We start from the raw sequence: 19744 nt of genomic DNA on the forward strand, positions 1-19744 counted from the left end.
CGATTGCACTATTTATGCAATGAAACAGGGCACTTGACAGTAGTCCAGTGGTCATAGCCCGCGCCATCCATTCGGCATTTTCCTTTAAAGGGATGTAGTCATGTTCCGTTTTCTGCGCCTCGCGGCTTTCATCGGCGGCCTCATTCTGAGTGCGTCTGCGCTGGCGGTCGATGTCGACGCCGCCAGCTATGGCTATCCGTTGACCAACCCGTTCGAAGCGACCCTCGCCACGACTCCGCCAGAACTGCGCCCGCAATTGCCCAGCGATGACGACATCGATCAGTCCGACTACCAGTTGAAACTACGACCGGAACGCGAGTTCACCCTTCCGGACAACTTCTGGGCGGTGAAGAAACTCACCTACCGCCTCGCCAGGCAGGACCACGCCGCGCCACTGATCTTCCTGATCGCCGGCACCGGTGCACGCTATGACAGCAGCCTCAACGAGTACCTGAAAAAGCTCTATTACAAGGCCGGCTATCACGTCGTCCAGCTATCATCGCCCACCAGCTTCGACTTCATGAGCGCCGCTTCGCGCTTTGCCACTCCTGGAGTGAGCCAGGAAGACGCCGAGGACATGTATCGGGTGATGCAGGCCGTGCGGGCGCAAAACCCGAAACTACCGGTGACCGACTACTACCTCACCGGCTACAGCCTGGGCGCGCTGGACGCAGCCTTTGTCAGTAAGCTGGACGAGACCCGTCGCAGCTTCAACTTCAAGAAAGTCCTGCTGCTCAACCCCCCGGTCAACCTCTATACCTCTATCACCAACCTCGACAAGATGGTCCAGACCGAGGTCAAGGACATCAACGACACCACGACCTTCTATGAGTTGGTCCTGGCCAAGCTGACCCGCTACTTCCAGCAGAAAGGCTATATCGACCTCAACGACGCCTTGCTCTACGACTTCCAACAGTCCAAGCAGCACCTGACCAATGAACAGATGGCGATGCTGATCGGTACTTCCTTCCGTTTCTCGGCCGCGGACATCGCCTTTACGTCGGACCTGATCAACCGTCGCGGACTGATCACTCCACCAAAATACCCGATCACCGAAGGTACCAGCCTGACCCCAATGCTCAAGCGCGCCTTGCAATGCGATTTCGACTGCTATCTGACCGAACAGGTGATCCCGATGTGGCGCGCCCGTACCGACGGCGGCAGCCTCCTGCAACTGGTGGACCAGGTCAGCCTCTATGCCCTCAAGGACTACCTGCGCGACAGCCCGAAAATTGCCGTGATGCACAACGCCGACGATGTCATCCTCGGTCCGGGCGACCTGGGTTTTCTGCGCCGCACCTTTGGCGATCGCCTGACCGTTTACCCCCACGGCGGCCACTGCGGTAACCTCAATTACCGCGTCAACGCAGACGCCATGCTGGAGTTTTTCCGTGGCTAAACATCTGATGCTTATCGCTGCCTGGCTCTGCGCAGGCTACGCCCAGGCGGACAACAGCAAGGCCCACGATCCGGTGGTGCCCGATCCGGACGGCTTCACCGAACCGATGAAACAGCTCAAGTTCAACCCAGGCCTGGACCAGCGCGAATTCGAACGCTCGACGCTCAATGCACTGAACGTCTATGACCCACTGGAGTCTTGGAACCGCCGCATCTATCACTTCAACTATCGCTTCGACGAGTGGGTGTTCCTGCCACTGGTCGACGGCTACCGCTATGTCACGCCGACCTTCCTGCGCGAGGGAGTGAGCAACTTCTTCAGCAACCTGGGGGATATCTCCAACCTGCTCAACAGCCTGTTCCAGCTCAAGGGTAAGCGTTCACTGGAAACCACCGGACGCCTGCTGCTCAACACTACCCTCGGTGTCGCCGGCCTGTGGGACCCGGCGACCAGGATGGGCCTGCCGCGCCAAACCGAAGACTTCGGCCAGACCCTGGGCTTTTATGGTGTACCGGGCGGCGCCTACCTGATGCTGCCGTTCTTCGGGCCATCGAACCTGCGCGACACCAGCGGGTTGATCTTCGACTTCACCGCCGAATCGCAGATCAACTTCCTCAACGTCTCCCAGGCCAGCGACGACCATCCGGAAATTTATGCCCTACGGGCCATCGACAAGCGCTACACCACAAGCCTGCGCTACGGTCAGTTGAACTCGCCGTTCGAATACGAGAAGGTACGCTACGTGTATACCGAGGCGCGCAAGCTGCAGATCGCCGAATAAACGCCAAGGCCCGCCTCAGCTGAGACGGGCCACTATCAACCGAATAACACAATTGATCTCTACAGTCCCGCCGGGCAGACTCCTGCACACTCCATACGGTTAAGGACAACAGCATGTACCGCCTCATCGCTTCCGACCTGGACGGAACCCTGCTGCTTGCGGACGAGCGCATCGGTGAGTTTTCCCGATCAGTCCTGAACAGGCTCGTCGAATCCGGCAGGCACGTGGTGATCGCCACCGGTCGCAGCCAATCCGATGTCGAATCGATCCTGCGCGATTATCCGTTGCCGGTGCACCTGATCACCTCCAACGGCGCCCGCATCACCAGCGCCTGCAAAACCCTGACGGCCAGCGAGCACCTGCCCGAAACCGTGGTACGGGCATTGCTCGACGCGACAAAGGCTGATCCGAACCTGGTGACCAACGTTTACTGCGATTCGCGCTGGATCACCAACGCCGACAGTCAGCTGCTGGAGGACTTCAACCATAACCACCACTTCCAGCCAACCGTCCTGGATGTCGAAGCGTTTCCGGTCGAGGCCGTCGAGAAAGTGTTCTTTATCCACAGAGACCAGGACCACGATGCGCTGGTGCTACTCGACGAACAACTCAAGCCCTTGGTCGGCCAGGCCGTGCATAGCACCTTTTCAGCACCCTGGTGCCTGGAAATGATGGCCAGCACGGTGTCCAAGGGCAATGCCCTGAAAAAGCTCGCCGCGTTCCTCAATGTGCCCATGAGCCAATGCATCGCCTTCGGCGACGGCATGAACGATGTGGAGATGCTCACGGTAGCCGGCAAGGGCCTGATCATGGGCACCGCCCACCACAAGGTGATGCAGGCGCTGCCCGAGCACGAAACAATCGGTGCCTGCACCGACGAGTCGGTGGCCCGGTACTTGGCGGCGCATCTGCTCTAGCTGCTGACTGAAGCTACCTGCAAGGCCGGCGACCGTTGGGGCAGGCCGAGGAATCGGCATAACTCATCGCCCTTGGCCATCGCATCGCGGCGGCCGAGTTCGATCAATTCACTGCAATAACCGGCCTCGAACAGCAGGTAACTGAGTACGCCGGCACCACTGGTCTTGGTGGCGCCCGGCCCGCGCAGGAACAGGCGTAACGCCGACGGCAGCTCATGACGATGGCGCGCGGCAATCTCATCGATCGGCTGGCTCGGCGCGATCACCAGCACCTCCACCGGCGCCAGGCCCAGGCTGCACGACTGCAACGGCAACAACCGGCTGAACTGGTTCAGACGCTGCAACAATTCGATATCGCTTTCCAGGCTATCGATAAAGGTACTGTTGAGCATATGCCCGCCGATCTGCGCCAGGCTCGGCTGCTGCCCGCTATAGATACGTTCGATGCCGGCCTGGGTATCGACACCTCGCGGGTTGCCGCTGACCCCGACTACCAGCACGCGATTGGCTCCCAGGTGCAACGCCGGACTGATGGGTGCCGATTGCCGTACAGCGCCGTCGCCGAAATACTCCTGGCCGAGCTTGACCGGCTCGAACAACAACGGAATGGCCGAGCTGGCCAACAGATGCTCGACGGTCAATTGTGTCGGCTGGCCGATACGCCGATGGCGTAACCAGGAACCAATGGTGCCCTTGCCCTGGTAGAAAGTCACCGCCTGGCCCGACTCATAACCGAAGGCGGTCACCGCCACGGCACGCAATTGTTGGTGCTCGATGGCCTGTTCGATCCCCGGCAGATCGATCTTTTCGTTAAGCAGATCACGCAGTGGCGAGCTGTTGAGCAGAGCTACCGGTACCTGGGCGCCGAGGCCGAAAAGGCTGTGACCGATAAAACGGGTCGCCTGACGAATCACCCCCGGCCAGTCGCTGCGCAATACCCGGTGGCTGCGAAAGCTCTGCCAAAAAGCAGTCAGGCGCTCGATGGCCGCCGTGAAATTCATCGCCCCGCTGGCGAGACTGACTGCATTGATCGCACCCGCCGAAGTGCCGACGATCACCGGAAACGGATTAGCCGCCCCTGGCGGCAACAGCTCGGCTATCGCCGCCAGCACGCCTACCTGATACGCAGCTCGTGCGCCCCCACCCGAGAGAATCAAGCCAGTCACCGGTTCACTTAGGCTCATCGCGACACTCCTTCAATCAGGTAGTTACCTGATACACCAGGCTCCTCCTCGCCAGCAAGCGTCGACGACAGATTATCGGCCTTTTTTATCGTAGAGCCTGGGTTCGCCCGGTGGCCGGCTCTTGAACCGACGATGGGCCCAAAGGTACTGCTCGGGGCATTCACGCAACGATGCTTCAATCCACCGATTGATCCGCAGGCAATCGGCCTTCTCGGACTCGGCGGGGAAATCCTTCAGCGGTGGATGAATCACCAGCCGGTAACCGCTGCCGTCGGCCAGGCGCTCCTGGGTGAACGGCACCACCAGCGCTTTACCCAGGCGGGCAAATTTGCTGGTGGCAGTAACGGTCGCCGCCTGAATCCCGAACAGCGGCACGAAGATACTCTGCTTGATGCCGTAGTCCTGGTCGGGTGCGTACCAGATCGCCCGGCCAGCGCGCAGCAACTTGAGCATGCCGCGAACATCGTCGCGTTCGACCGCCAGGGAATCGAGGTTATGCCGCTCACGCCCCCGTCGCTGGATAAAGTCGAACACCGCGCTCTTGTGCTGGCGATACATGCCATCGATGGTGTGTTGCTGGCCGAGCAGGGCCGCACCGATCTCCAGGGTGGTGAAATGCAGGGCCATGAGGATCACCCCCTTGCCCTCGAGCTGAGCCTGCTTCAGATGTTCGAGACCCTCGATGTGGCTCAGACGCGCCAGGCGCGGCTTGGCCCACCACCAGCTCATGGCCATTTCGAAGAAGGCGATGCCGGTGGAGGCGAAGTTTTCCTTGAGCAGTCGCGTGCGCTCGGCGGCGGACTTTTCCACAAAGCACAATTCCAGGTTGCGCGCGGCGATCCGCCGGCGTTCACCGGCAACCCGATACATCAACGCGCCCAGCATTCGACCGCTGCACAACAGGGCGCCATAAGGCAACTGAACAATCAACCACAATAGCCCCAGACCCAACCAAAGCAACCAGTAGCGCGGGTGAAAAAAAGCAGCTCGAAAACGCGGGCGATCCATTAATGATTCCGGACAGACACAGGGCCGCGCATTCTACAACGGTTCGACCCGGCTTGCGGGGCGCGGGCGTTCTCGTTATAAGTCTCGGCACTTTTAGTGAAAAGCCGCGTTATGCCGACCATGAGCCAAACCGAACCGCTAGACCAGGATCCCGTGTTCCAGCTAAAGGGCAGCATGCTCGCCATCACAGTATTGGAACTGTCGCAGAACAACCTCGATGTGCTTGATCGCCAACTGGCCGCCAAGGTAGCCCAAGCCCCCAACTTCTTCAGCAACACGCCGCTGGTCCTGGCACTGGACAAGCTGCCCGCCGACCAAGGTGCCATCGACCTGCCCGGCCTGATGCGTGTTTGCCGACAGCACGGCCTGCGGACCCTGGCGATCCGCGCCAACCGCATCGAAGATATCGCGGCCGCCATTGCCATCGACCTGCCCGTACTGCCGCCGTCCGGTGCCCGCGAACGGCCGCTCGGTCCGACGGAAGGCGCCGTGAAGAAAAAACCGGAAAAACCGCCGGAACCAACGCTCAAACCGACCAAGATCATCACCACCCCGGTCCGTGGCGGCCAGCAGGTCTACGCCCAGGGCAGCGACCTGGTGGTGGTGTCTTCCGTCAGCCCCGGCGCGGAACTTCTGGCCGATGGCAACATCCATGTTTACGGACCGATGCGGGGGCGCGCCCTGGCCGGCGTCAAGGGTGACGCCCAGGCGCGGATTTTCTGCCAACAGTTGAGTGCCGAACTGATCTCGATTGCCGGCCAGTACAAGGTTTCCGAGGATTTGCGCCGCGATCCGCTATGGGGTGCAGGCGTTCAGATCAGCTTGTCCGGCGACGTGTTGAACATCATCCGTCTTTAACGGATACTTGGCGCCATTTCCAAAACGTCGCCTTCTCGTAGCGAAAATAGCTTCAACGACGTAAGAAAACACGAAATGTAAACATTTACCGACGGCACTTTGAACATTTCGGCGCCTCCCAGTTGAAGCTGCACGACTACAGTTGTTTTTCAGTGACGTTCTTCAGGGACTGGAAAGTCCTTTTTCCTTAGGGGTGAAACACCTTGGCCAAGATTCTCGTGGTTACATCCGGCAAGGGTGGTGTGGGTAAGACCACCACCAGCGCCGCCATCGGCACCGGCCTCGCGCTGCGCGGCCACAAGACAGTCATCGTCGACTTCGACGTCGGCCTGCGTAACCTCGATCTCATCATGGGCTGCGAACGCCGCGTGGTGTATGACTTCGTCAATGTCGTCAACGGCGAAGCCAACCTGCAGCAAGCCCTGATCAAGGACAAGCGCCTGGAAAACCTGTACGTGCTGGCGGCCAGCCAGACCCGTGACAAGGACGCACTGACCAAGGAAGGCGTGGAAAAAGTCCTGATGGAACTCAAGGAAACCTTCGAGTTCGTGGTTTGCGACTCCCCGGCTGGCATCGAGACCGGTGCGCACCTGGCGATGTACTTCGCCGACGAAGCGATTGTCGTGACCAACCCGGAAGTTTCTTCGGTACGTGACTCCGATCGCATGCTCGGCTTGCTGGCCAGCAAGTCGCGTCGTGCCGAGAAAGGCGAAGAGCCGATCAAGGAACACCTGCTGCTGACCCGCTACAACCCGGAGCGCGTGAGCAAGGGCGAAATGCTCGGTGTCGAAGACGTCAAGGAAATCCTGGCGGTGACCTTGCTGGGAGTGATCCCGGAATCCCAGGCGGTGCTCAAGGCCTCCAACCAGGGTGTACCGGTGATCCTCGACGACCAGAGCGATGCTGGCCAGGCTTATAGCGACGCAGTTGACCGTCTGCTGGGCAAGACCGTCGAGCATCGTTTCCTCGATGCACAGAAGAAGGGATTCTTCGAGCGCCTGTTTGGAGGCAATTAAGCAATGAACCTTTTTGACTTCTTTCGTGCCAGCAAAAAAGTAAGCACCGCGTCGGTCGCGAAAGAGCGTCTGCAGATCATCGTGGCGCACGAACGCGGCCAACGCAGTACCCCGGACTACTTGCCTGCCCTGCAAAAGGAGTTGGTGGAGGTGATCCGTAAGTACGTCAATATCGGGTCTGATGACGTGCATGTTGCCCTGGAAAACCAGGGCAGTTGCTCGATCCTGGAACTCAATATCACCCTGCCCGATCGTTGATCGATCCGGTTGCAGCCACGGCGGCTCAATCGCCTTCACTCCAGGATGGAGGCGATTGAGCCGCCGTTGGCGTTTGTCACGAGACTGTTTTAATGCCGTTGTCCACTCTCCGCATCATCCACCAGGACGCCGCCGTACTGGTGGTGGACAAACCGACCCTGCTGCTCTCCGTTCCAGGCCGGGCCGATGACAACAAGGACTGCCTGATTACGCGCCTGCAGGAAAACGGCTACCCCGAAGCCCGCATCGTGCATCGGCTGGATTGGGAAACCTCGGGTATCATTCTGCTGGCCCGCGATGCCGATAGCCATCGTGAATTGTCGCGACAGTTCCACGACCGGGAAACCGAAAAAGCCTACACCGCGCTCTGCTGGGGCCAGCCGGAACAGGACAGCGGCAGCATCGACCTGCCATTGCGCTACGACCCGCCGACCAAGCCCCGGCATGTGGTCGACCACGAGTTCGGCAAGCACGCACTGACTTTCTGGAAAGTGCTGGAACGCCGTGGCGAGGGGTGCCGCGTCGAGTTGACCCCGATTACCGGACGCTCGCATCAGTTGCGGGTGCATATGCTTTCCATTGGCCATCCACTGCTCGGCGACGGCCTTTACGCCCACCCGCAGGCCCTGGCAGCCTGGCCACGCCTGTGCCTGCATGCGAGCATGCTGAGCTTCACCCATCCACAGAGTGGCGAACGCCTGCGCTTCGAGTGCCCGGCACCGTTCTGACGACCGTACCCGCCGTGCTCGGCGAAGCCATCGTAAAATCGCTCACCGTGGTGCATCCGACGCTACGGCGGTCGGCTTTTCGGGGCGCTTCTCAATCCAGCACCGGCAAGCCCGCTCGCCACAAAGAATGACTTCAATCTCGAGTCCTCGGCAAAACTACCCAGCAATACGGTAAACTTCCGACACTGCTGTCTGGAGCTACTTATGCGCGAAGAGTTGAACCAAGGCCTGATCGATTTCCTCAAGGCCTCTCCCACCCCTTTTCATGCCACCGCCAGCCTGGTCCAGCGCCTGGAAGCGGCGGGTTATCAACGCCTCGACGAACGCGAGACCTGGAGCACCGAAGCCAACGGTCGCTACTATGTCACCCGCAACGACTCTTCCGTCATCGCCATCAAGCTCGGTCAAGCCTCGCCGCTGCTGGACGGCATTCGCATGGTCGGCGCCCACACCGATAGCCCGTGCCTACGGGTCAAGCCACAGCCCGAGCTACAGCGCCAGGGCTTCTGGCAACTGGGTGTCGAAGTCTACGGCGGTGCCCTGCTCGCCCCCTGGTTCGACCGCGACCTGTCCCTGGCGGGGCGCGTCACCTTTCGCCGCGACGGCAAGGTCGAAAGCCAGTTGATCGACTTCAAGGCCCCCATCGCGATCATTCCCAACCTGGCGATTCATCTCAACCGTGAAGCCAACCAGGGCTGGGCGATCAATGCCCAGAACGAACTGCCGCCGATCCTCGCGCAGTTCGCGGGTGACGTGCGGGTGGATTTTCGCGCTGTGCTCACCGAGCAACTGGCCCGCGAACATGGCCTCAACGCCGATGTGGTGCTCGACTACGAGTTGAGCTTCTACGACACCCAGAACGCCGCCGTGATCGGGCTGAACGGCGACTTTATCGCCGGTGCCCGCCTGGACAACCTGTTGTCCTGCTACGCCGGCCTGCGGGCACTGCTCACCAGCGACACCGAGGAAACCTGCATACTGGTCTGCAACGACCATGAAGAAGTCGGTTCCTGCTCCGCCTGCGGCGCCGATGGCCCGATGCTCGAACAAACCCTGCGCCGCCTGCTGCCAGAAGGCGACGAATTCGTGCGCACGATCCAGAAGTCCCTGCTGGTCTCGGCCGACAATGCCCATGGCGTACACCCGAACTACGCCGACAAGCACGACGCCAATCACGGCCCGAAACTCAATGCCGGCCCGGTGATCAAGGTCAACAGCAACCAACGCTATGCCACCAACAGCGAAACCGCTGGTTTCTTCCGTCACCTGTGCATGGCCGAAGAAGTCCCGGTGCAAAGCTTCGTGGTCCGCAGCGACATGGGTTGCGGCTCGACCATCGGGCCGATCACCGCCAGCCACTTGGGCGTGCGCACCGTGGATATCGGCCTGCCGACCTTCGCCATGCACTCGATCCGCGAATTGGCGGGCAGCCATGACCTGGCGCACCTGGTCAAAGTGCTCAGCGCCTTCTTCGCCAGCCGCGAGTTGCCGTAGCCATCCGCCTGGCAACCCAGCCTGGTGGCGAGCGGACAAGCTCGCTCGCCACCAGGCTGCCTTCCTCCCATATTGCGCCTGATACACATCCACAGCAGTTGCGCCAAAGCGACCTAGACTCACAGTACCTCCCTCGACAAGGCCGTCGCGATGATCAGCCAGTTTGCGTTTCACTCCATGCTTATTCCGATCCTGGCAGGCATGCTGATGCTGGCCGTCGGCTTCAATTTCCGTGAGCGCAATGCCGGTCCGGTGTTGATCTGGCTCGGGATGCTGTGCATTCTCGGCACCGTGGTGTACAAGATCCTCGCCAAATTGGCAGAAGCTGAATAAATGCGCGGCGCCTGAGGCTGGCGTACACTCGATCAATCCGCATCTTGTATGGTTGACTGCCTAGTGTTCGCCCGTCTTTTCGCTCTGCCCATCTGTCTGTTTATCTGCTTACTGACGCTGATGCCGTTGGCTCCCGCCCAGGCCATCGGCCTGCCCAGCCTGTTAAGCAGCGCCGAAAAAAACCAGCCGCAACCGGTCGAGCCCCTGGCCCAATCGCTGGACGAAGTGATCAAGAACCTGGAGAACGACCAGCAGCGCAGCAAGCTGCTGAGCGACCTGAAAAAACTCCGGGACAGTACTCAAAAGGCCCAGCCGGTCACCGAGGAGGGTGTGCTCGGCCTGATCGGCAGTACCCTTTCCAACTTTGAAAAACAGTTCACCGGCACTGACAGCCCGCTCAATCGCTGGTCGCAGGAGCTCGATCAGGCCAAGGAAGAAATGCTCGCGCTGATGCTTCCGCTCAGTGAATGGCTACCGATCATCTTCGCCTTCGCGCTGATTCTGCTGCTCTGGAGCTTCCTCGCCTGGACCATGATCTGGCTCAGTCACCGGGTCCGCCTGCGCTTCGGCCTTACCGAGGAACTGCCTCAGCATCCGCGCACGGTCGACCTGCTACGCTTCGCCCTGCGCAAGCTCGGTCCCTGGATGATTGCACTGCTGATTACCGTGTACCTGAGCTATGCCCTGCCATCGTCCCTGGGCAAGGACCTGGCGATGGTGCTCGCTTATGCGCTGGTGGTCGGGACCTGTTTCTCGGCGATCTGCGTGATCGCCTTCTCCGTGCTCGATGGTCCACACCGCCACCAGGCGCTGCATATCCTGCGCCACAGGGCCTTTCGGCCATTGTGGCTGATCGGCAGTTTCGCCGCGTTCGGCGAAGCCCTCGGCGATCCGCGCCTGGTGGCCACCCTCGGCAGCCACCTGGCCCATACCGCCGCGACCTTCGCCAATGTCATGGCGGCGCTGTCCACCGGACTGTTCATTCTGCGTTTCCGACGCCCCATCGCCCACCTGATTCGCAACCAGCCGCTGTCGCGACGCCTGACCCGTCGCGCCCTCAGCGATACCATCGAGATTCTCGGCACCTTCTGGTTCGTTCCGGCCCTGATCCTGGTGGCAATCTCGCTGTTCGCCACCTTTGTCTCCGCTGGCGATACCAGCACTGCCCTGCGTCAGTCGCTGATCTGCACCGTGCTGGTGGTGCTGTGCATGGTGATCAATGGCCTGGTCCGACGCCATGCCCTCAAGCCGCAGCGCGGGCACAAGCGCCATGCGCTGTATTCCGAGCGGTTGAAGAGTTTCTGCTACACCCTGGTGCATCTGTTTGTCTGGCTGGTCTTTATCGAGCTGGGCCTACGGGTTTGGGGCATGTCGCTGATCCGCTTTACCGAAGGCGAAGGTCATGAAGTCAGCGTCCGGCTGTTCAGCCTCGGCGGCACACTGATTTTCGCCTGGCTGGTGTGGATCCTCAGCGACACCGCCGTGCACCATGCCCTGACCCGCTCGCGCAAGGGCCTGGCCAATGCCCGGGCGCAAACCATGATGCCGCTGATCCGCAACGTGTTGTTCGTGGCGATCTTCATCATCGCGCTGATCGTCGCCCTGGCAAACATGGGCATGAACGTCACGCCACTGCTGGCCGGTGCCGGTGTGATCGGCCTGGCCATCGGTTTTGGCGCGCAGTCGCTGGTGGCGGACCTGATCACCGGGCTGTTCATCATTATCGAGGATTCCCTGGCCATCGACGACTACGTGGATGTCGGCGGCCACCTCGGCACTGTCGAGGGCCTGACCATCCGCACCGTGCGGCTGCGGGACATCGACGGCATCGTGCATACCATTCCCTTCAGCGAAATCAAGAGCATCAAGAACTACTCGCGAGAGTTCGGCTATGCGATCTTTCGGGTGGCGATCCCCTACAACATGCCCATCGACGACGCGATCAAGCTGATGCGCGATGTCGGCCAGAAGATGCGCACCGATGCGCTGCAGCGGCGCAACATCTGGTCGCCACTGGAGATCCAGGGCGTCGAGAGCTTCGAGTCCGGCAGCGCGATCCTGCGGGCCCGCTTCAAGACCGCGCCGATCAAGCAATGGGAAGTGTCACGGGCATTCAACCTGTCGCTCAAACGTACCATGGACGAGGCCGGCATGGACTTGGCGACCCCACGCCTGAGTGTACAGGTGGTGACCGCCGGGGGTGGTCTGGAGAAAGAATAAGGCGATCGAAGCCGAGCGTTATTGGCGGCGAGCGGGCTACACCACATCCACCCCAACATGAATCGCATCATGTCGCCAGAACTCCAGGTCACAGTCGATCAGCCGTTCATGCTGGTCGTAGTTGACCCGGGCAATCCGTAGGCCCGGGCTACCCGCCGATACCCGTAACGCCGCAGCCGCTTCCACCTGCAACGAGGTCGGCACGATTTCGAAGCGCACCCGCCCGTAATGCAGGTCGTAGTGGCGGGCATACAGCTCGGTGATCGACTGGTTCAGGTCGAACTCCAGGATGCCCGGAAAATACCGCGGATTGAGGTAGTGCTCGACATACAGCACCAGCCGCTCGTCGATCCGTCGCGCCCGGCAGATCTGGATCACGCTGGACAACGCCGGCAGTTGCAACCAGTCGCACACCGCCGCCGAAGCCGGTTGCAGGCGCGCGGATATTACCTGGGTGGAGGGCACCCGCCCTTGGGCGCTGACCATCGCGTGAAAGTGGCTACGCTGCATAAGGTTGTAGGCCAGTCGCGGCGGCGAAATAAACCAGCCCCGGCGTTCCTCCCGATAGATCAGCCCTCGGGCCTCCAGCTGTAACAACGCCTCGCGCACGGTGATCCGAGTGGTGCTGAACAACTCGCTGAGCTTGCGCTCGGCCAACAGCTTGCTTCCCGGTGGCAACAACCCGTGTTCGATCTGCTCATGGAGCGCCTGAGCGATGGCTGTCACCGCTTTGGGTGTTTCTGCGCGCATCAATGTTACCCATCTGGACTAGTCCAGCAGCGTTCGAGAGCAAAGTTGCGCAAGATCGCGATCTCTGGTTTTAGTACTCAGCCTAGGCAATACAGATGACTGATATGTGACAAAGCGACGAACCGGTACGCCTTAACAACTATTTTATGAAAAAAATTAACTTAAATTTCAATAAATTAAAGATGGTCTACGCTGAGTTCAGCAACCATGAGCGCTACCGGAAAAAACTTCCTGGGACTGATGCCGACATCAAAGTGTCATCCGGCAAGCTTAAATTGGCTCAGGTATTGCTGACCTAGACCAAACAATCCGCGCCGTCGCACTATTTTTATAAAAACCGTCGATAAAAATCTCAGGGTTGAAAACGCCCAAAGGAGCTTCGGATGAAACAGCTTTTCCTGGCATCATTGTTAGGCTCGACCATTGCCCTGTGCACCTATGCCATGGCCGCCGACACCGATTTGCAGGCACTCGAAACCGCCGCCAGGCAAGAAGGCGCCGTCAACAGCGTTGGCATGCCCGATGACTGGGCGAATTGGGTGGGTACCTGGAAGGACCTCAGCGACAAGTACGGCCTCAAGCATATCGACACTGACATGAGCTCGGCCCAGGAAGTGGCCAAGTTCGCGGCGGAAAAAGACAACGCCAGCGCCGACATCGGCGACGTCGGGGCCGCATTCGGCCCCATCGCGGTCAAGCAGGGTGTGACCCAACCGTACAAGCCGAGCACGTGGGCTCAGGTCCCCGATTGGGCCAAGGACAAGGACGGCAACTGGGCGTTGGCCTACACCGGCACCATTGCTTTCATCATCAACAAGAAGTTGCTGCATGGCTCCGTTGCCCCGAAAAGCTGGGCGGACCTCAAGACCGGCAAATACAAGGTCTCCATCGGTGACGTGAGCACCGCCGCGCAGGCCGCCAACGGCGTACTGGCCGCCGCCTTGGCCAACGGTGGTGACGAGAAGAACATCCAGCCCGCGCTGCTGATGTTTGCCGAAATCGCCAAGCAAGGCCGCCTGTCGCTCGCCAATCCGACCATCGCTACCATGGAAAAAGGCGAAGTCGAAGTCGGCGTGGTCTGGGACTTCAACGGCCTGAGCTACAAGGCCAAGATGACTAATCCGGATGACTACGTCGTGCTGATCCCATCGGACGGTTCGGTGATTTCCGGCTACACCACCCTTATCAACAAATACGCCAAGCACCCGAACGCCGCCAAGCTGACCCGCGAGTACATCTTCAGCGATGCCGGCCAGACCAACCTGGCTCGCGGCAACGCACGCCCCATCCGTGCCGAGCACCTGACCCTGCCGGAAGACGTGAAAGCCAAGCTGCTGCCTAATGAGCAGTACCAGAAAGTCACACCAATCAAAGACGCCGATGCCTGGGAAAAGACGTCCAAGGCGCTGCCACAGCAATGGCAGGAAGAAGTCATCATCAACATGCCATAACACCATCCTCCCTGTGCGCGGGCTTGCCCGCTCCCACAGGGGTTGGGGTCTCCCCCTTGTCACGAGGTCCGGCTTATGCGGCACAACGTTATCCTGGTGGTGCTCGATGGCCTGAACCACGAGGTCGCCCGCCACGCCATGGGCCATCTCCAGGCTTACGCAGGCGCCGGACGCGCAGCGTTGTACAAACTGGAATGCGAGTTACCTGCGCTGTCAAGACCGCTCTACGAATGCATTCTCACCGGTGTGGCTCCGATCCAGAGCGGCATTGTGCATAACCATGTCTCACGCCTGTCCAACCAGCGCAGCGTGTTTCATTACGCCCGCGACGCCGGCCTGAGCACCGCCGCGGCGGCCTATCACTGGATCAGCGAACTGTACAACCGCTCGCCTTTCGTCGCGGCCCGCGACCGCCATACTCGCAACGACAGTCTGCCGATCCAATATGGGCACTTCTACTGGGTCGATCATTATCCCGACTCCCATCTATTCGCCGATGCCGAAAGCCTGCGCCTGCAATACGCGCCGAACTTCCTACTGGTACACCCGATGAATATCGACGATGCCGGTCACCAGCACGGTCTCGATACCGCGCAATACCGCAACAGCGCGCGTTCGGCCGACATCATCCTGGCCGACTACCTGCAAGGCTGGCTCGACGCTGGCTACCAAGTGCTGGTGACCGCCGACCACGGCATGAACAACGACCGCTCCCACAATGGCCTGCTGGCCGAAGAGCGCGCCGTGCCGCTGTTCGTTCTCGGCGCTGCCTTCAGTTTCAATCCCGACGCCGCGCCCCAACAGACGCAGCTCTGCGGCACGATCTGCGAGCTGCTGGGCGTTCCCCATGACAAGCCTGTTTGCCGAGAGCTATTGAAGTGAACTCACTCATACGTGGCAAATCACTCGCCGTGCTCTGCCTGGTGCCCTTTGCCCTGTTCTTTATTGTGTTCGAGATTGCACCGCTGGTATGGGTGTTGATCAACAGCCTGCAATCGGAGGAAAGCGGCTGGGGCCTGGCTAACTTCAGCAAAATCCTGCGTTCGAAGTTCTATCTACAGGCGATCCAGTTCAGTTTGGAGATCAGCTTCTGGTCGAGCGTGTTCGGCATGTTTATCGCGGTGCTCGGCGCCTACTCGCTGCGCCGAGTCGACTCGCGCCTGCGCGATTTCGTCAACGCCTTCGCCAACATGACCAGCAACTTCGCCGGCGTGCCCCTGGCCTTCGCGTTCATTATCTTGCTGGGCTTTAACGGCACCTTCACCCTGATGCTCAAACAAGCCGGGATCATCCAGGATTTCAACCTGTACTCGAAGACGGGCCTGATCATTCTCTACACCTACTTCCAGATTCCCCTGGGCGTGCTGCTGCTCTACCCGGCCTTCGATGCCCTGCGCGAGGACTGGCGCGAGTCCGCGGCGCTGCTCGGTGCCGATAGCTGGCAGTTCTGGCGGCACATCGGCCTGCCGGTGCTGACCCCGGCACTGCTGGGCACTTTCGTGATCCTGCTGGCCAACGCTCTCGGCGCCTACGCCACGGTCTATGCCCTGACCACCGGTAACTTCAACGTGTTGCCGATCCGTATCGCCGCCATGGTCTCCGGCGACATCAGTCTCGACCCGAACATGGCCAGTGCGCTGGCGGTGGTGTTGGTGAGCCTGATGACCTTCGTGACCGTGATCCACCAGTGGCTGTTGAAGAGGCACTATCATGTCGCGCGTTGAACCCGGCTCCGGCGCTTTGTACCACCGCGTAGTGGTCTACCTGTTGTTCCTGATCCTGCTGCTGCCGCTGGCCGGCACTCTGGTCTATTCCGTCGCCAGCAGTTGGTCAGCGACCATCCTGCCCAGCGGTTTCACCTTCAAGTGGTACCTGCAGCTGTGGAGCGACCCGCGCTTTCTCAGCGCCTTCGGCCAGTCGCTGATCGTCTGCGTCGGCTCGCTGGTGCTGTCGACGGTGCTGATCCTACCGCTGCTGTTCGTGGTGCACTACCACTTCCCCAAGCTCGACGCGCTGATGAATATCCTGATCTTGCTGCCCTTCGCGGTGCCGCCCGTGGTGTCCTCGGTGGGACTGTTGCAACTGTACGGTTCCGGGACGTTCGCCATGGTCGGTACGCCGTGGATCCTGATCGGCTGCTACTTCACCGTAGCCTTGCCATTCATGTACCGGGCCATCACCAACAACTTGCAGGCGATCAACCTGCGCGACCTGATGGACGCCGCCCATCTGCTCGGCGCCAGCACCTGGCAAGCCGCGTTCCTGGTGGTGTTGCCCAACTTGCGCAAAGGTCTGATGGTCGCGTTGCTCCTGTCGTTCTCCTTCCTGTTCGGCGAATTCGTATTCGCCAATATCCTGGTGGGCACTCGCTATGAAACCCTGCAGGTGTACCTGAACAACATGCGTAACAGCAGCGGCCACTTCACCAGCGCCCTGGTGATCTCCTATTTCCTCTTTGTTTTGGCGCTCACCTGGGTCGCCAATCATTTGAGCGCTTCACCAAAAGAGAAGGACAAAAGCCAATGAGCTTCCTCAGTGTCCAGAACCTGAAGAAAACCTACGCCGGCACCACGGTGTTCAGCGACATCGACTGCGACATCGCCAAGGGTGAGTTCATCACCTTGCTCGGCCCGTCCGGCTGCGGCAAGTCCACGCTGCTGCGCTGCATTGCCGGCCTGACTGCGGTGGACAGCGGCAAGATCCGCCTCGACGGTCAGGACATCGTTCCCCTCAGCCCGCAGAAACGCGCGATTGGCATGGTGTTCCAGAGCTACGCGCTGTTCCCCAACATGACCGTGGCACAGAACGTTGCTTTCGGTCTGAAAATGCAGAAGGTCAATGCCGACGAGAGCCACCAACGAGTGATCGAAGCCCTCAAGCTGGTGGAGCTACACGACTTAGCCGCTCGCTATCCGCACCAGCTATCCGGCGGTCAATGCCAGCGCGTGGCCCTGGCTCGCTCGCTGGTTACCCGTCCACGTCTATTGCTGCTCGACGAGCCGCTGTCGGCCCTCGATGCCCGGATCCGCAAGCACCTGCGCGAGCAGATTCGGGCGATCCAGCGTGAGCTGGGCCTGACGACCCTCTTCGTCACTCACGACCAGGAAGAAGCCCTGACCATGAGCGACCGGATCTTCCTGATGAACCAAGGCAAGATCGTCCAGAGCGGCGACGCCGAATCGCTCTACACCGCGCCGGTGGACGTGTTTGCCGCCGGTTTTATCGGCAACTACAACCTGCTCGATGCCGACGCCGCCAGCCGCCTGCTGCAGCGCCCGATCAACGGGCGCATCGCCATTCGCCCGGAAGCCATCGAACTGAGCATCGACGGCGAGTTGGATGCGCTGATCCGCAGCCATAGCCTGCTGGGCAACGTCATTCGCTACCGGGTAGAGGCGCGGGGCGTGGAACTGGTGGTCGATGTGCTCAACCGCTCAGCCGCCGATCTGCACCCCGATGGTCGGCGCCTGGCGCTGTCTATCGATCCAACGGCCCTGCGTGAGGTAGCCTGATGTTATTGACGCGTTTGCAGAACGTCTTCTTGAAGAGAGAGTGTCGTTGATGGCCCTGGCAATTTTTGATCTCGATGAAACCCTGATCCACGGTGACTGCGCGACGCTCTGGAGCGAGCAGATGGGGCGCCTGGGCTGGGTCGATCCGGAGTCCTTCATGCGCCGCAACAATGAACTGATGGCCGCCTACGATACAGGCGAGTTGGCCATGGAGGACTACATGCTGTTCAGCCTGGAGCCCATGGCCGGACGCACCCCGCAAGAGATCGAGCATTTAGTCGAACCCTGGGTCGAAGAGGTGATCGAGCCGTTGATCTACAGTGATGCCTGCAAGGCGATTGCGGCCCATCGGGCAGCGGGCGATCGGATCCTGCTGATTTCCGCCTCCGGCACCCACCTGGTGAAACCGATTGCCGAACGCCTGGGCATCGATGAAGTGTTGGGCATCGAGCTGGAGATCATGCACGGTGTCTACAGCGGCCATACCACCGGCACCCTGACCTACCGCGAAGGCAAGATCACTCGTCTGCTGGAGTGGCTGGACGCCGAAGAGGAAAACCTCGAGGGCGCGAGTTTCTATTCCGACTCACACAACGACTTGCCATTGCTGCTGAAGGTCGACCATCCGCACGCGGTGAACCCCGACCCGGTTTTACGCGAACAGGCGCAAGGAGCCGGCTGGCCTGTCCATCACTGGAAATAGCCCCTCGTGCCTATCGAAGCGCAACGCCGCTGCCACAGGCCTACGGTGGATTCACACCAGCGTTTCGTCGATCACCAGTACCAGCTTACCCGCCACCTGGTTGCTGGCCAGCTCGGCGAACGCCAGTTCGGCATCTCGGATCGGGAAGACCTTGGCCAACTGCGGGCTGAGGCGTTTCTCGGCGAACAGTGGCCAGACGTGCTGGCGTAGGTCGCCGAGCAGATCCGCCTTGAATAGCGCGTCGCGACCGCGCAAGGTCGAACCCAGCAACTGGATACGCTTGGCCAGGATCTTTGCCAGGTCCAGCCGGGTTTCCCGTCCGCCCATCAAGCCGATCAACACCCACCGCCCGTCAACTGACAAAAGTTTCACATTCAGCTCGGTGTAGTGGGCCCCGACCGGGTCGAGGATCACATCAAAGGGCGCGAAATCGCTCAGCCCCTCGATATCGTCATCGCGTACCACCCCGCCTTGAGCTCCCAACGCCTCGCAATAGACCAGTCGCTGCGCCGAACCGACACTGACCCAGCAGGGGTTGCCGAACGCCTTGCACAACTGAATGGCCGCCGAACCGACACCACTGGCACCGGCATGCAACAGAACTTTTTCACCCGGCTTGAGCCCGGCCAACTGGAACAGATTCAACCATGCCGTGGCATAGACCTCAGGCACCGCGGCCGCCTCGAACAGACTCAGGCCCTGCGGCACCGGCAGTACATGACGTTCATCGACCACCACTTCCTCGGCCATGCCGCCACCGGCCAACAGTGCACAAACCCGATCACCCACTCGCCAGGACGATCCCGCCCCCACTTCACTGATCACCCCTGAGCACTCCAGGCCCAACACTTCGCTAGCCCCCGGCGGTGGAGGATAGAGTCCGGCCCGCTGTAATAAATCCGCTCGATTGAGGCCGGCGGCCGCCACCCGAATCCGCACTTGGCCGACATCACAAGCCGGACTTGGCGCATCAACCCACACCACTTGACCTTCAACGCCTTGCAATGCTTTCACGGTGCCTCCATAGTGAGTCTGGACTGAGCCCGGAGCTGTAGCGCCGGGCTTTTTGCATTATGCGACCGGTCCGAGGGTCGTACGAAAACTTGCCAGTGCAGTTTTGGTACGCGTCCCG

The 19744-nt window shown here is 60.5% G+C and carries 20 protein-coding genes; 16 read left to right on the forward strand and 4 right to left on the reverse strand.

Going from position 1 to position 19744, the window contains the following annotated elements:
• The first annotated feature begins 100 nt into the window (after window positions 1-100).
• The 3 genes from AWM79_RS17935 to AWM79_RS17945 all read left to right on the forward strand — a co-directional run bounded on the left by AWM79_RS17935 (window position 101) and on the right by AWM79_RS17945 (window position 3097).
• A complete protein-coding gene (locus AWM79_RS17935) occupies window positions 101-1399 on the forward strand; it encodes a serine protein kinase PrkA (protein ID WP_017132996.1) in 1299 nt (432 codons plus the stop codon).
• Window positions 1392-2180 (forward strand): MlaA family lipoprotein, encoded by a 789-nt coding sequence (locus AWM79_RS17940; protein ID WP_060783439.1) that lies wholly within the window; start codon window positions 1392-1394, stop codon window positions 2178-2180. The genes AWM79_RS17935 and AWM79_RS17940 overlap by 8 nt, the downstream gene beginning before the upstream one ends.
• 113 nt (window positions 2181-2293) lie before the next feature.
• Complete coding sequence (locus AWM79_RS17945) at window positions 2294-3097, forward strand: Cof-type HAD-IIB family hydrolase (RefSeq protein ID WP_060783440.1); 804 nt, start codon at window positions 2294-2296, stop codon at window positions 3095-3097.
• Here AWM79_RS17945 and AWM79_RS17950 read toward each other — a convergent pair.
• Together AWM79_RS17950 and AWM79_RS17955 are read right to left on the reverse strand one after the other, a co-directional pair.
• Window positions 3094-4281: a patatin-like phospholipase family protein gene (locus AWM79_RS17950; RefSeq protein WP_060783441.1), complete on the reverse strand. Its 1188-nt coding sequence runs from the start codon at window positions 4279-4281 to the stop codon at window positions 3094-3096. The two genes, AWM79_RS17945 and AWM79_RS17950, sit on opposite strands and share 4 nt — an antisense overlap.
• Window positions 4282-4353: 72 nt before the next feature.
• Window positions 4354-5289: a lipid A biosynthesis lauroyl acyltransferase gene (locus AWM79_RS17955; RefSeq protein ID WP_060783442.1), complete on the reverse strand. Its 936-nt coding sequence runs from the start codon at window positions 5287-5289 to the stop codon at window positions 4354-4356.
• Between the two features lie 120 nt (window positions 5290-5409).
• Between AWM79_RS17955 and minC the strand changes: the two genes are divergently transcribed.
• The 7 genes from minC (at window position 5410) to AWM79_RS17990 (ending at window position 12196) form a co-directional block, all read left to right on the forward strand.
• On the forward strand, window positions 5410-6147 hold the full coding sequence (minC, locus tag AWM79_RS17960) for a septum site-determining protein MinC (protein ID WP_060784012.1): 738 nt from the start codon (window positions 5410-5412) through the stop codon (window positions 6145-6147).
• 203 nt (window positions 6148-6350) lie between these two features.
• Entirely contained in the window at window positions 6351-7163 is an 813-nt protein-coding gene (gene minD, locus AWM79_RS17965; protein WP_017127819.1) for a septum site-determining protein MinD, read from the forward strand.
• Between the two features lie 3 nt (window positions 7164-7166).
• Window positions 7167-7421: a cell division topological specificity factor MinE gene (minE, locus tag AWM79_RS17970; RefSeq protein ID WP_007898843.1), complete on the forward strand. Its 255-nt coding sequence runs from the start codon at window positions 7167-7169 to the stop codon at window positions 7419-7421.
• Window positions 7422-7513: 92 nt separating this feature from the next.
• Complete coding sequence (locus tag AWM79_RS17975) at window positions 7514-8149, forward strand: RluA family pseudouridine synthase (protein WP_060783443.1); 636 nt, start codon at window positions 7514-7516, stop codon at window positions 8147-8149.
• 204 nt (window positions 8150-8353) lie between these two features.
• Complete coding sequence (locus AWM79_RS17980) at window positions 8354-9643, forward strand: M18 family aminopeptidase (protein WP_060783444.1); 1290 nt, start codon at window positions 8354-8356, stop codon at window positions 9641-9643.
• 150 nt (window positions 9644-9793) lie between these two features.
• Window positions 9794-9976, forward strand: coding sequence for a hypothetical protein (locus AWM79_RS17985; RefSeq protein WP_017133003.1), 183 nt, complete (start codon window positions 9794-9796; stop codon window positions 9974-9976).
• Window positions 9977-10039: 63 nt separating this feature from the next.
• Window positions 10040-12196, forward strand: a complete 2157-nt coding sequence (locus tag AWM79_RS17990; protein ID WP_026013286.1) for a mechanosensitive ion channel family protein — start codon at window positions 10040-10042, stop codon at window positions 12194-12196.
• 36 nt (window positions 12197-12232) lie between these two features.
• Here AWM79_RS17990 and AWM79_RS17995 read toward each other — a convergent pair whose 3' ends face one another.
• A complete protein-coding gene (locus AWM79_RS17995; RefSeq protein WP_017133005.1) occupies window positions 12233-12946 on the reverse strand; it encodes a UTRA domain-containing protein in 714 nt (237 codons plus the stop codon).
• A gap of 383 nt (window positions 12947-13329) precedes the next feature.
• Between AWM79_RS17995 and AWM79_RS18000 the strand changes: the two genes are divergently transcribed.
• The 6 genes from AWM79_RS18000 (at window position 13330) to AWM79_RS18025 (ending at window position 18612) form a co-directional block, all read left to right on the forward strand.
• Window positions 13330-14397, forward strand: coding sequence for an ABC transporter substrate-binding protein (locus tag AWM79_RS18000; protein ID WP_017133007.1), 1068 nt, complete (start codon window positions 13330-13332; stop codon window positions 14395-14397).
• A 75-nt stretch (window positions 14398-14472) separates the two neighbouring features.
• Complete coding sequence (locus tag AWM79_RS18005; RefSeq protein WP_017133008.1) at window positions 14473-15279, forward strand: alkaline phosphatase family protein; 807 nt, start codon at window positions 14473-14475, stop codon at window positions 15277-15279.
• Window positions 15276-16121: an ABC transporter permease gene (locus AWM79_RS18010; protein ID WP_017133009.1), complete on the forward strand. Its 846-nt coding sequence runs from the start codon at window positions 15276-15278 to the stop codon at window positions 16119-16121. The genes AWM79_RS18005 and AWM79_RS18010 overlap by 4 nt, the downstream gene beginning before the upstream one ends.
• A complete protein-coding gene (locus AWM79_RS18015; protein WP_060783445.1) occupies window positions 16108-16923 on the forward strand; it encodes an ABC transporter permease in 816 nt (271 codons plus the stop codon). The genes AWM79_RS18010 and AWM79_RS18015 overlap by 14 nt, the downstream gene beginning before the upstream one ends.
• Window positions 16920-17909, forward strand: a complete 990-nt coding sequence (locus AWM79_RS18020) for an ABC transporter ATP-binding protein (RefSeq protein ID WP_017133011.1) — start codon at window positions 16920-16922, stop codon at window positions 17907-17909. Before AWM79_RS18015 ends, AWM79_RS18020 begins: the two co-directional genes overlap by 4 nt.
• A 49-nt stretch (window positions 17910-17958) precedes the next feature.
• On the forward strand, window positions 17959-18612 hold the full coding sequence (locus AWM79_RS18025; RefSeq protein ID WP_017133012.1) for an HAD family hydrolase: 654 nt from the start codon (window positions 17959-17961) through the stop codon (window positions 18610-18612).
• Between the two features lie 51 nt (window positions 18613-18663).
• Here AWM79_RS18025 and AWM79_RS18030 read toward each other — a convergent pair whose 3' ends face one another.
• Window positions 18664-19626, reverse strand: coding sequence for an NAD(P)H-quinone oxidoreductase (locus tag AWM79_RS18030; RefSeq protein WP_017133013.1), 963 nt, complete (start codon window positions 19624-19626; stop codon window positions 18664-18666).
• Window positions 19627-19744: the final 118 nt, after the last annotated feature.

This window comes from Pseudomonas agarici, assembly GCF_001543125.1.
Taxonomy (GTDB): Bacteria; Pseudomonadota; Gammaproteobacteria; order Pseudomonadales; family Pseudomonadaceae; genus Aquipseudomonas; species Aquipseudomonas agarici.

Excerpts from the sequence above, each read along its gene's own strand:
- AWM79_RS17935 (WP_017132996.1), top strand. The coding sequence starts at position 101 with ATGTTCCGTTTTCTGCGCCTCGCGGCTTTCATCGGCGGCCTCATTCTG.
- AWM79_RS17945 (WP_060783440.1), top strand. The coding sequence starts at position 2,294 with ATGTACCGCCTCATCGCTTCCGACCTGGACGGAACCCTGCTGCTTGCG.
- AWM79_RS17950 (WP_060783441.1), bottom strand. The coding sequence starts at position 4,281 with ATGAGCCTAAGTGAACCGGTGACTGGCTTGATTCTCTCGGGTGGGGGC.
- AWM79_RS17955 (WP_060783442.1), bottom strand. The coding sequence starts at position 5,289 with ATGGATCGCCCGCGTTTTCGAGCTGCTTTTTTTCACCCGCGCTACTGG.
- minC (WP_060784012.1), top strand. The coding sequence starts at position 5,410 with ATGAGCCAAACCGAACCGCTAGACCAGGATCCCGTGTTCCAGCTAAAG.
- minE (WP_007898843.1), top strand. The coding sequence starts at position 7,167 with ATGAACCTTTTTGACTTCTTTCGTGCCAGCAAAAAAGTAAGCACCGCG.
- AWM79_RS17975 (WP_060783443.1), top strand. The coding sequence starts at position 7,514 with ATGCCGTTGTCCACTCTCCGCATCATCCACCAGGACGCCGCCGTACTG.
- AWM79_RS17980 (WP_060783444.1), top strand. The coding sequence starts at position 8,354 with ATGCGCGAAGAGTTGAACCAAGGCCTGATCGATTTCCTCAAGGCCTCT.
- AWM79_RS17985 (WP_017133003.1), top strand. The coding sequence starts at position 9,794 with ATGATCAGCCAGTTTGCGTTTCACTCCATGCTTATTCCGATCCTGGCA.
- AWM79_RS17995 (WP_017133005.1), bottom strand. The coding sequence starts at position 12,946 with ATGCGCGCAGAAACACCCAAAGCGGTGACAGCCATCGCTCAGGCGCTC.
- AWM79_RS18000 (WP_017133007.1), top strand. The coding sequence starts at position 13,330 with ATGAAACAGCTTTTCCTGGCATCATTGTTAGGCTCGACCATTGCCCTG.
- AWM79_RS18005 (WP_017133008.1), top strand. The coding sequence starts at position 14,473 with ATGCGGCACAACGTTATCCTGGTGGTGCTCGATGGCCTGAACCACGAG.
- AWM79_RS18015 (WP_060783445.1), top strand. The coding sequence starts at position 16,108 with ATGTCGCGCGTTGAACCCGGCTCCGGCGCTTTGTACCACCGCGTAGTG.
- AWM79_RS18020 (WP_017133011.1), top strand. The coding sequence starts at position 16,920 with ATGAGCTTCCTCAGTGTCCAGAACCTGAAGAAAACCTACGCCGGCACC.
- AWM79_RS18025 (WP_017133012.1), top strand. The coding sequence starts at position 17,959 with ATGGCCCTGGCAATTTTTGATCTCGATGAAACCCTGATCCACGGTGAC.